Here is a 12006-nt window from a genome sequence, read left to right on the forward strand (position 1 = left end):
TGTCAATAATTTCTCTCTATAACCGCGTTTTCCGGAGTGATCCTAGATGCTATTGAGATGATAAGGCTAGTATAAGATGGTTGTTGACCATGATAACAGTAATTTAGAAATAGTTAATGAACACAGCCATTTTGTAATATAGTTTAATATAAAAGGAAATAAAAGTTAGTTAATGGGTCTAGAATCAATTGGCATTTCAGAGATAATAAAGAAAGATGTTAAAGTAATTGATCAAGAACAAAATATTTTTGCTGCTTCTAAGGTTATGATAGACAATAGTATAGGTTCGGTTGTAATTATTGATAATAACGACAGCAAGAATCCAGTAGGCATTATTACAGAAAGGGATGTGGTTAGAATAGTAAGCACATTTTCGTTATCAGATTTGGAAGTACCTATCAGAGAACTCATGAGTAATCCGTTAATTACGCTCTCGCAAAATGCTTCCGTTTTAGATGCAATGAAATTGATGTATGAGCGAAAGATAAGAAGAGTGATTGTTCTAGAAGGAAATACTCTCTCAGGGATCGTTACTGAGCATGACCTATTTAAACTTCTCATGAGTAATAGGGAATTAATTACCACAGTCATAGCTCCTGATTCTCCAATACCTCAAAAAGAGCTATACGAAGATTTTTCACATTTTTGGTTTAGTAATTCTTTTTATAAATAGCAATAACCGATGATAGAGACATCCTTAATTTACAAAACTCATTCTTACCCAATTAATTGAAAGATCACTTATTCGGATTAATCATAGTTTTTTTTAAAAGTCAATATGAATATGTCTTGTCATCTTGTATATCCGTATCTCTTATTGTTTATTATAGAATAGCTAATTCTTTTCAAATTTTACAATTAATGATTTAATATTTCTAAATCTCTATTTATATAGTATGTTATATTATGATTTTTGCTTTGACAAACCACAAAAATGTAAAATTTTCATTTAAACATTCTATCATGACTCTAGCATTATTTGGACTAATAATTCTGTCAGTAGTTCCAGCAATGCTTAGTGGCTTTTTTAATACTAAAACTGTTGCAACTACTGCAACAAACATTGTTCCAATCGTATTGGCACAAGGAGAGGATCCGTTCCCATCAGTAGTTAATGAAAAATTGACACCAGCTCAACAACAAGCTCGTGAACAGCTTTTGAAGGAACAGGGCTTTTCAGTTAATGTGATAGCGAAAAATCTTAGCGCACCATTAAATCTCTTATATGGACCCGATAACGCTCTCTGGATTACGGAGCGAGTAGGAAAAGATGTTTTACGAGTAGATCCAATTAATGGCACAATACTCAGTAAAATGCCTATTCCTAACGTCAATCAATCCGGAGGTCAGGATGGTGTTTTGGGAATGGCATTTGACCCTAACTTCAACAGTACTAATCATATTTACATTGCATACACCTATGAGGATGGCTCCGTGGGAGTTCCCGATCTCAGAACCAAAATTACCCAATTCACCTTCGACCCCTCTACTAACAATATTAGTGAGCCTAAAGACCTAATAACTGGTCTGTCAGGAAGCAGTGATCATAACTCCGGTCGTATGACATTTGGTCCAGATGGAAAGTTATATTATACTATAGGTGATCAGGGTAAGAACCAGCTAGCTTTAGCATGTTTGAATAATATGGCACAGCATCTCCCCACCACTCAGCAAGTTGCTGCCAATAACTGGAGTACCTATGAGGGTAAAGTACTCCGTATGAATCCTGATGGCTCAATCCCTGAAGACAATCCTGTAATAAACGGAGTCCAGAGTCATATCTACACCTATGGACATCGTAATGCTCAAGGTATAACAGTTGGTCCTACAGGTGATATCTATATTTCAGAACATGGAGACAATTCCGATGACGAGGTCAATCGCCTTGTAGCAGGAGGAAACTATGGATGGCCTTATGTCTCAGGCTACATTGATGACAAGGCATATCAGTATTATAACTGGTCGGCTGCAAAGAATTGTCCAGAACTAAAATTTAACGATGTTGCACCAGCACCTCCTGGTGTAACTGTAAAGAACGAAAGTGAATTCAACGCTACAAACTTTGTACCACCAATTGCTACATTCTATACCGTAGAGAAAAACTTTAACTTTACGCAGGCAGCCAAGTCATGTGGAAAGATGGCTTCTACCTGTTACCCAACCGTAGCACCATCAAGCCTACGCCTATATACTTCTGACACTATTCCTGGATGGGAGAATAGCTTACTTATGACTACATTGAAAGGAGGCAAAATCATCAAAATAACTTTGGATGATAACGGTACAGCAGTCAAAGGTAAACCTCAAGAGCTTTTCCGCTCAGAGAACCGCTACCGAGACATAGCTTTTAGTCCCGATGGAAGCACAGTATACGTAATTACGGACATGGGAGGTCCAGTGCAGGCTATAAAAGAAGGTCCAATCACGCCTACCACAACTCTTTGGAGCCCAGGAGCACTTATAGCATTCAAGTATATGGGAGCAGAAGGAGGCGGAGGAGGAGGTAACTCGACTACACAATAGATACTTTGTTATTAATGCTGACTTACCTTTTTTTCTTGTTAGATGTATCCCAGTCTTGACTGTTCCATGTATCTTCCCAACGAGAGAACAATCAACATTACAAGTTCAAACGACACGAGAAAGTTATTGATTTGAAGCTAGAGGTAGGATGAAAAAGTCGCTGCTTCAAAAAAATTTGAATTAATTAGCTGTACGGTGACGGTTTCTCAAATGATTTTTTCAATCAGTCTTCAAATAGGTCATCATCATCATCATCATCATCATCGTCATCATGTATGTTATAAGCTGTAGCAAAGCAGCCTCTTATTTGCTGTGGTGTAGCGAATCCCGTAGTTCCAGCTATATTGTCAAGACAATTCTGAAAATTATCGTAATTTTGTTTATTTAGGTTATTGTCATCCGAGCCTGTATTTGCTTGTGTTCCCGAATTTGGTTGGGCGAATGATGCGCTGGATACATCCACTGAGGAAAATAACATTGCGACTAAAACGAATGAAACGCCAATAATTGTCATTTTACAAGTAGTCATATGCATGATATTTCGTACAATAAACTATAAAAAGACTTTCAAAATTGAATAGAATAATAACTAACGTATACTATTTCTGAAATATTTAACATCACTTATATAAAAAATATATATATTATAAAGGAAATAATAATGTCTAAGGGCATTAACTTAGTTTTTATCATTATGCAAAATTCAAATAACCAAATTCTAGTAAGAAAAAGAAATGATAATACTGAGTCCTTCGATTTAAATAAGCTAACTTCATCGATCAGTAGATCGGGTGTACCATTTACTATGGCAAAAGATATAGCTGAGTCAATAAATGATTATATAAAAATCAATAATAATGATAATTTGGTAAGATCCAATGAAATAAGAGAATTTGTAATTAGCGAATTAAAAAAAAGAAATCAAAAAACCATTGCTAAATCATACTCTGGTTATAGCAAAAATAAAGTCACAAAAATAAGAGAAGAACAAACACACGATATTAAACATGATTCAAAAACTATACCCACTACAGAATCGCATCAAAAACAATTCTCAAAGGACAAAGACAACCCTACTGGGAGTGGAGCTAAGAGATAACACCCACTGACTTTCAGTAACAAATCTTTTACTTGTTATATATCTACATACATTTTATAATTATAGAAATTTGTTATGTATTTTATAAAGGTCCTTGTAATTGGCTAGTTCATAGGTATGAATACTTTTTTGTCATCTTATGCTTATGGTTGTAAATCAAATATTATGAAATTTCACTTAGATAAATCGCTATAACTTTTTTAGTATAAAGTTTAATACTAAGTATATATTTGTTTCACCTTTAATTCTCATGAATGAAAGGTTAGTGATAGTTATGGTCTTAATGGCTGCGGTTTTTGTAGGAATACCCTCCATGACAACGGCATTTGGAGATCTCTTCCCAAATAATCCTGGTACCATTCCTGACATTAGTAATAGTAATGGTGACTTCTTCTATAATACTCCGTCTAACACTCCCGATGCTAGTAATAGTAAGATTGAAGTCAATAATAACCAAAGCATTAATCAAAAAGGCGATGTAATTATAGGCGGTCAAAACTGTGCAGAAATTAATGTTAACTCACAGAATACTGCCGGCGATGAAGGGCTAGACTGCCACAATATTCAAGATCAGAGTCCAGAAAATCCAAATACACCTGAATAAAATTAGCATATGCAATAGGAATAAAGGTCAATTGACATAGATATTCAATATCAAATATCAGTGGATGACAATTAGTAACTAAATACAATCTAACATACCATTTTTTGAATTTATACGGTGACTAGCTAATGCTGTTCTACATAATATGTTTATAATTTTTTTAGGATAACCAAAACTTAAACAATCCAATTATAAAATAATAGATAAAAGTATGATTCAATTAATTATATCATTTGAGTTCTACTAAAAATCTGAAAAATGATCATATTACAATACGAAGAGTAAGAAATATTGCTCAAAAATGTTCAGATAATTTATATTCAAATAAAGAAGTTCCCTTGGAGCATATTGAAATTATATCCGTGATCATAGAAGAGTTTGTAGATGACTTTCATCACGGGAAAGAAGAGAAGGCCTATTTCCCTGAAACCAAAGAAAAAGATGCGTTTGCAGAAGACATCCGCAAGTTTTTGATAGAACACGAGTTAGGAAGAAGGATAGCAAATATGTTGAGGAGAGAAATAACAGTATTGAAAGAAAACTATAGTAAAGATAAAAACAAAATGTTACAAAATAATTACAAAAACAAACTCGAAGAGCCGGTAGCGAGATTCCTAAAATCATATGCTGTTTTTATAGATGATCATACAGGGAAAGAGGATAAATTCTTTGATTTAGTAGAGTCTAGTAAATCTCTGTCTTTAGATGAGGACAAGAGACTATTAGAACACTATGAAGTATGTAAAAACCAGGTAGGTGGGGAAACAAGGATTCAACAAATGCTCAAACTAATAGACTATTTAGAGGAACAAGATTGGATGAAATAATTAAACTATATCTATAGTTAATCATCATCCATTACAGAATAGTATGTTTTATATCACCAAAATACTTTGATTTGAAAAAAAAAACTAAAGTCTGTCATTGATATTAGAACCAATTTTTAATCCTATTTATTTGGAAATAGTATTGACAAGATTCCATTTAAATTTGATTAATGTACGAATTTACAATTAAGAGCCTATCCCAAAATTATCCTTCTATAGATGATTATGAAACAGGAGAACTGTACCAGTCCAAGATAGTTCTCTGCGTTTTTCTCGTACCTGGTAAATAATTTTCGGAACCTATTATGCCATGAATTGGTTCTTTCTACAACCCATCTTCTTGCAGAATATTTTTTCCGATTTAAGATCTGTTGTGTTTCAGCTTGATCTCATCACCTTTTTTTCTTTTGTGTGGAATATGCAGAGCCTCGTTTGATTAGTTCCTGTTCATCAGGTTCGGAATTGTATGCTTTATCTAGACATAGGTGTTGCAGTTTTCTTCTTTTTTCTGGTTTAGTTTTATATGATGATGGTCGTCGTCTGATAACCGCACTATCAACCACTTCTGTTACCAGTTTAATATCATGAGTATTAGCAGAGGATATTACAACCGATATCGGGATACCTTCCTTATCTGTCAAAATGTGTCTTTTTGTGCCCAGTTTGCTCCTATCTGTAGGATTATTTCCGGTCATCACCACCCTAAAGGTGACTTTATAGATATAGAATCTAGCGATTGCCATGTCCAGTTGATACCAATGAGGTTATCATAGATTTTCAACAGTCTAATCCATATCCTTTTGAAGACGTCCAGTTTATTCCATTGCTGGAATCTCCGATGACAGGTAGAACCCGAACCATATTCATGAGGTAGCATCTTCTACTGACAGCCTGTTCTTAGTATGTATAGGATACCGTCAAGCACCTTTCTGTATGGTACAATTGGGCGACCTATAGTTTTATATGGTTTCTCATTGGGCAAAATTAGCTTGATCTCATCCCATAATTCATCCGAAATATTTATGATGGTACAAATATCTTTTCTGTCCTTAGCTCTCTCTTTCTGGATACAGGACACAGTTTAGCAAGAGAGATAAGGAGCTATATTTCTATCGAATTTTGGGATAGGCTCTAAGATAGTGGCAAGGGAATCTTACAAGAGCGTTACAAAATTCAAGAAATAAAGGAAGTCATTAAGAATTAGAAATCGAATTATTAATATTGAAAATGAAATAAACAAAAGAAGCTGATATGGATGAAATAAAACATATACATATCTTTCTTATCTCTTAATACTAGTAACTACAACAACTGCACAATTCAATTAATCTAATAAATTACTTGTTGCTTTCTTGCATAGGCTTCTCTTGCTACACTAATTGCACCCTTTCGTAATAACATCGCCCTATATACTATTTGTTTTGCTGTTTCCATTGCAACCTTTCTGATACTGAATTCAGATGTGTTGTCTGCCTGATCTGTTGACGAAAGTGAGTTGTATAGTGCTCTTTTGACATTATTAGTAATTTTATATTCTATTAGATCAAAGGCTTCTTTTTCAGTTCGACCTTGATATTCAACAAATGAGCCTATGACACCGCCAGCATTTGCAAGAAAATCAGGAATGATTAGAATACCATTGTTTACCAAATATTGATCAGCTGATGGAGTTGTAGGAATATTTGCAGCTTCTACAATTATATTTACATTATTTTTCAATAACTTGGGAGCAGTATTGTCGTTGATAACACCAGTCAAAGCGGCAGGAATAAAAATATCAGTAGCAACATTAAAAATTTCATCTTTATCTAGAAGGTCATAACGGTGTTGCTGCTGCTGGTGATTGTCTAAAAGATCACTCAATCTAGCCTTTTCTTTCATATCACTCATTAATTGCGGAATATCTAAACCATTTTCATCAAATACAAATCCTGAGACATCACTAACTCCTATAACTTTTATATGTAAATCGTTCAAAAATTTTGTAGCAAATGAGCCCACGTTACCAAATCCCTGAATAACGACTTTGATATCATCACTTTTTTTATCCAGACTAGTTGTAAGATCAAAAAAAGGTCTGGAAGCCTTTGATCCTTCATGCTTGATATCTCTTAAAAAATCTAACGTAGTTCGTAGAGCAACACTCACACCGTATCCAGTTGTTCCTAGTTCGTGAGGAATTCCTCCAAGTTCCTGTGGTTTACCAGTACATGCACGCATATCACCTATTTCATGTGCAAATACTGCCATATCCAACTCGGTTGTACCAACATCAGTAGCTGCAATATATTGTGAAGGACAATAGGGGCTTATCATTTTGGCAAAGGATTTCATCCATTCTACTTGGTTTACCTTACTAGGGTTTGCAATAATACCTCCTTTAGCTCCACCAAATGGTAGTCCAGCTGAAGCACATTTCCATGTCATTGTTCTTGCAAGTTTAAATACCTCAGCAGGAGTAACACTTTCTGCAAATCTTATTCCTCCCTTACCTGGGCCAGTGGATGTATTATCAATGACCAAAACACCCTTCATACCTGTATCAGGATCATAAACCTGCAATACTTTTTCAGGACCCCATTCGTCTATTTCAGACCAGCCGGAATTACCTTTTATATCATGTTGCTCCATACTAGGCCCTAAATGTGAGTGAGATAAAGATGAATCAGAGTTAACCATTTCAATTTTTAATATTTATGATATCTTATAATTATACTATATAGGTACAAAGTCACTTCTATTTGTTAAACATATTTCCTATAAATAATATACCTCTGATAACAATCAAAAAAAAAATAATGATTGTCAAATCAAAAATCTGTATAACCATGGTAATAAAAGATTACAAATACCATATTGCCAGATAAGTATGAAATTTATTGTCAAAGAAATATTCGCGGTATTTTAACATAGTAATGGGAAGACTATTGATTTTATTTTCTTTTTTGAACTCTATAAATAGCGTAATATACTACTTTTCTTGTGGAAGCACCAATCGGACAAATATTACAGGATTTTGCAGTAATAATGATAATTGCCTCTGTAATGACTTTGATTTTTTACAAATTAAAGCAACCTGTAGTTATAGGATTCATTGTGGCTGGCATCATAATTGGCCCCTATAGTCCACCATTTAGCCTCATTCACAACTTAGATGTGCTGAATCTATTTGCTGAAATGGGTGTAATCTTATTGCTTTTTACTGTTGGAATGGAATTTCCAATCCAAAAACTAAAGGAGGTTGGAAGAAAAGCAATTGTTATAGCTTCAAGCGAAGCTTTTGGAACGTTAGTAATAGGTTTTATAGTTGCACAATCATTGGGATTAGGATTTTACGACAGTCTATTTATTGCACTTGCAATATCAGTAACAAGCACTGTCATTATAATGAGAGTTCTTGGAGAACTCAAAATGATGAAAGATGAGTCTGCTACTCTAATTTTAGGGACAACCATCATTGAAGATATAATTATAATTTCACTATTGGCAATATTTCAATCCGCAGGTGCCAGTGGAGAATTTTCTATATATGAAATCATAGTTTCTGTAGGAATAACCATAGGTTTTATAGCCGGAGTATTAGTGATAGGCTCCAAAATTATTCCTAAGTTAATGGATGTGGTAGCAAGAACCAATCAACACGATGTACTAATAGTCGCAGCAGTAGGTGTTGCTTTTGCATTAGCCTTCATATCATTTCAGTTGGGGATTTCAGTGGCAGCGGGTGCATTCTTTGCAGGTGTTCTTGTAGCAGAATCTAGATCTCACTCAGTAACCAGTGTTTTAGCCAATCCTGTAAAGGATATTTTTGCAGCATTATTCTTTGTTTCTGTTGGCGCACTAATGGATTTTTCCTTAATTCCGCAGTTCATAGTCCCTGCATTAATACTGATAGCAGTTTCAATAGGAGCGAAATTTATGACCGTTTATATTTCATCCAGAATCCAGAAGCTAAACAATCTTACTTCAGCAAGAACTGCCTTAGGGTGCTCATCCTCCGGGGGTGAAATAGCGTTAGTTGTAGCGAAGGGAGGTATTGATGTCGGAGCAGCCACTCCGATTATACTACCGATGATTGGAACTATGACAATCATAACTACATTCATTGCGCCGTATATTATCAAATATGGATGGAGATTTACAGAGAAATTTTCTAAAGTACGAAATAAGGACGAGGGACAGCAAAATCAACCATCCAAAACAGATGATAGTTCAAACAAGCCTCCTTAAAAAGGAACTTTTACTTTAGATCTCATTATTTCTACCTAAACAGGATATTTTTAACTTCTATTCAATAACTCATGCATGAATTAGATCCAGTCTAAATCTATTTGTCTCTTATAAATAAAGGACATACAACTTAATAAATCGGAGAATCAGAGTCATATTATGGATATCTAATACCTTTTTTGTCTGTACATAACACGGAAAGGAAAGATAAAAAAAGGCCTTGTCTGGAAAATCCAAAGCGTCTGAGGAAAATTCTGCATTGTCTACCCTTGATTTAGGTACTATGGAGTTTATGAAATGGCTAGTATCAAAAGACGCCAATTCCGGAGATACTTTGATAGTAGTCAAGGACTATTTTGATAATAAATATGTCATTCTGTTTGACAAGAGTATTCTAAAAAACATTATAGTCGGTTATAGGGACGGTATGCCCTGGTGTATGACCTGTAATACTGATGATTGCGGTCATGTCGGATTTGCTATTTGTCTAAAACAAGACTATGATAGAAATGACCAAGTAGTTTTTTAACAGTGGTTATAAAAAAATACTTAATTTCATGCTATTGTAAATTACAATTTCATGGTAAGGAAAGCAAAGATATAAGTTCATAGTGTTTCAAGAAATCTCTTGTTTAGGTCTTTGGTTCCCTCTACCATCGGCGCAAAATTTCAAAATTTTTGAAAAATTTATTGTTTTTCTGATTTGGATTATATTAGTTGTAATGAACTTCAGATAATTTGTTTACGTCAATACGACATTACTCAGACCCTACAGTATAAACACTTTGAATAGTTATCTTACTATTAATAACGCACAGTTTACTTCTTCGGCAACCTTTCTTGCAACACTTCCTAATTTCTTAAACATTCCTGAAATTCCTTTGTGTCCTATACTACCCATAACAATGAGATCAATGTTGTTCTGTTTAGTAAAGTCTACAATTATTTCTGCTGGATCACCAATTTTAATTTCTGTGGTGATAGAAATATTGTGCTTAGCGTAGGTGTTCTTCACATCCTCCAGAATCACAATCATTTCATTCTTTATCTCATTATGGAGCTTATTAACTAGTGGAGATATAGTCACCTCATTGTTCTTTAACTCTATCCTTGAATAGTGAATTGGTAACGGTATTTCACTGATTACATGTAATATAAAGATTGGAGATTGATCGATCGCAGATATTTCTACAGCTTTTTCCAAAGCTTTGACTGACAACTCGGAAGTGTCAAAAGGTACTAATATACGAGTAAAAGGCATCATTTAACAATAAGTTTCGAACAATATAAGCAATATCAAGTTGAGCAAAACGTACTGCATGTCTATTTGAATAAAGATTAGGAGATCTATACTATTTAAGAATTTTAATCAAATTTATAAATCAGTTTTAATTCAATGATTGCAAACTAGTTATTGTAAAAGATAAGTTAGATAGTAACTATGATTTGAGTATTAGAATCTTAATTTTTCAAATAGTAGGTAGATTATTTCCGATCGATATAATCCTTAAAATACATTATAAATAAGAAAGGTTAACAAAAGTGCCAAAGAGTAGAGCAGACCCGCACACACAGGCATCAGGATTAGAGAAAGACGATTTAATGCTTCTTGTTGCAATTGCTATATCAACCGTAGTAGGTATATTGGCACCATCATTTGGAATAATATTTGAACCTTATCTTTTGGTCTTCCTAGGATGCTTGTTATTCTTAAATTTAATCAAAATGGATCCCCAAGAGCTAGCATTACAGTTTAAAAAGCCTATTCCTATTGCATTGTTAACTGCAATCAAACTTTTGGCAATTCCCATTATTCTATACGCAACTACAAACATAATTTATCCATCACTTGCCATTCCGGTCTTACTACTTTCAGGAATATCAACGGGTTTAGGAGCGCCATTTGTAATTAATGTTTTTGAGAAAAGCCATCAATTGCCGCTAGTTGTAGGGATGATAATCTCATCATCTATCATCGTTCCATTTGTTTTGCCTTCTCTAGTATATTTTTTGGTAGATTTTGAAAAATTTAATATTCCCTTTTTAGATATGACTATTTTATTATCTCAAGCTCTTTTTCTGCCTTTATTTGTAGGTTGGTTGATGAGGAGTAAAGCTCCGAGAATAGCAAAAAAAATTGAAGCAACTTCTTTCGTCCCTTCAGTCATTCTAGTATCATTGATGAATCTGGGAATATATGCAAAATTTTCTAACTATTTCATTTCCGATTATTCACTTGTAATTACGATGATTATTGCAGCATTTGCTTTGTTCTTTATATACGGATTCATAGGATATTTTACCTTATATCTTATAGGTAAAAAAGACAAATCATCTAGAATCGCTGCCTTCGTAACTATGAGTTATGTAAATAATACACTTGTAGTTGTATTTGCATCTCAGTTTTTCGGAACGGAAGTAGCTACCTTGGCAGCATTCTACAACTTGGCTTACTATGGTCTAATGGTGCCAATGAAAAAATTATTTTTGAGTAGATCTTTATAACATCTTTCATTTTCATTATTTATTTAATAAAACTTCATATTTGATGGATAAAGTGTTTTATTATAATTAATAAAAAAAGACAACGCTAACTACTTTTGAAACTCCATATATTTAATGATAAGATTAAATTTAAACTGTTTTGTATGATTGAATTCTGTTAGTAATGGTCCATTTTACAATATTCATCGAATATTTGCTACATGAAAAGTGTATAGTTT

General features: G+C 33.8%; 11 protein-coding genes and 1 pseudogene. 8 read left to right on the forward strand and 4 right to left on the reverse strand.

All coding sequences use genetic code 11. The features are described from left to right. The first annotated feature begins 172 nt into the window (after positions 1-172). Complete coding sequence (locus tag NMY3_RS05205; RefSeq protein WP_196817865.1) at positions 173-673, forward strand: CBS domain-containing protein; 501 nt, start codon at positions 173-175, stop codon at positions 671-673. A 290-nt stretch (positions 674-963) separates the two neighbouring features. Next, positions 964-2523 (forward strand): glucose/sorbosone family PQQ-dependent dehydrogenase, encoded by a 1560-nt coding sequence (locus tag NMY3_RS05210; protein ID WP_231100308.1) that lies wholly within the window; start codon positions 964-966, stop codon positions 2521-2523. A 223-nt stretch (positions 2524-2746) separates the two neighbouring features. On the opposite strand, the gene NMY3_RS05215 is transcribed toward NMY3_RS05210, so the two are convergent. Further along, complete coding sequence (locus NMY3_RS05215; RefSeq protein WP_196817867.1) at positions 2747-3037, reverse strand: hypothetical protein; 291 nt, start codon at positions 3035-3037, stop codon at positions 2747-2749. Between the two features lie 147 nt (positions 3038-3184). Here NMY3_RS05215 and NMY3_RS05220 point away from each other — a divergent pair, with 147 nt between their 5' ends. From NMY3_RS05220 to NMY3_RS05230, 3 genes are all read left to right on the forward strand, one after another. Beyond that, on the forward strand, positions 3185-3622 hold the full coding sequence (locus tag NMY3_RS05220; RefSeq protein ID WP_196817868.1) for an ATP cone domain-containing protein: 438 nt from the start codon (positions 3185-3187) through the stop codon (positions 3620-3622). Between the two features lie 250 nt (positions 3623-3872). Next, entirely contained in the window at positions 3873-4226 is a 354-nt protein-coding gene (locus tag NMY3_RS05225) for a hypothetical protein (protein ID WP_196817869.1), read from the forward strand. Between the two features lie 233 nt (positions 4227-4459). Then, the gene (locus tag NMY3_RS05230) at positions 4460-5053 is read left to right on the forward strand and encodes a hemerythrin domain-containing protein (protein WP_196817870.1); all 594 of its coding nucleotides are present in this window, start codon (positions 4460-4462) and stop codon (positions 5051-5053) included. Positions 5054-5247: 194 nt separating this feature from the next. Here the strand turns inward: NMY3_RS05230 and NMY3_RS17035 are convergent. Further along, positions 5248-6089, reverse strand: a pseudogene (locus NMY3_RS17035) (IS5 family transposase). Positions 6090-6382: 293 nt separating this feature from the next. Next, positions 6383-7684 carry a Glu/Leu/Phe/Val family dehydrogenase gene (locus NMY3_RS05250; RefSeq protein ID WP_196817873.1) on the reverse strand — a complete coding sequence of 434 codons (1302 nt, stop codon included), beginning with the start codon at positions 7682-7684 and terminating at the stop codon, positions 6383-6385. Between the two features lie 351 nt (positions 7685-8035). On the opposite strand from NMY3_RS05250, the gene NMY3_RS05255 reads away from it, so the two are divergent. Both NMY3_RS05255 and NMY3_RS05260 read left to right on the forward strand, forming a co-directional pair. After that, complete coding sequence (locus tag NMY3_RS05255) at positions 8036-9283, forward strand: cation:proton antiporter (RefSeq protein WP_231100310.1); 1248 nt, start codon at positions 8036-8038, stop codon at positions 9281-9283. A 220-nt stretch (positions 9284-9503) separates the two neighbouring features. Further along, positions 9504-9812 carry a hypothetical protein gene (locus NMY3_RS05260; RefSeq protein ID WP_196817874.1) on the forward strand — a complete coding sequence of 103 codons (309 nt, stop codon included), beginning with the start codon at positions 9504-9506 and terminating at the stop codon, positions 9810-9812. Between the two features lie 264 nt (positions 9813-10076). Here NMY3_RS05260 and NMY3_RS05265 read toward each other — a convergent pair whose 3' ends face one another. After that, a complete protein-coding gene (locus NMY3_RS05265) occupies positions 10077-10544 on the reverse strand; it encodes a universal stress protein (RefSeq protein WP_196817875.1) in 468 nt (155 codons plus the stop codon). Positions 10545-10825: 281 nt separating this feature from the next. On the opposite strand from NMY3_RS05265, the gene NMY3_RS05270 reads away from it, so the two are divergent. Beyond that, positions 10826-11788, forward strand: a complete 963-nt coding sequence (locus NMY3_RS05270) for a bile acid:sodium symporter family protein (protein WP_196817876.1) — start codon at positions 10826-10828, stop codon at positions 11786-11788. The last annotated feature ends 218 nt before the right edge of the window (positions 11789-12006 follow it).

This window comes from Candidatus Nitrosocosmicus oleophilus (genome assembly GCF_000802205.1).
GTDB classification, from domain to species: domain Archaea; phylum Thermoproteota; class Nitrososphaeria; order Nitrososphaerales; family Nitrososphaeraceae; genus Nitrosocosmicus; species Nitrosocosmicus oleophilus.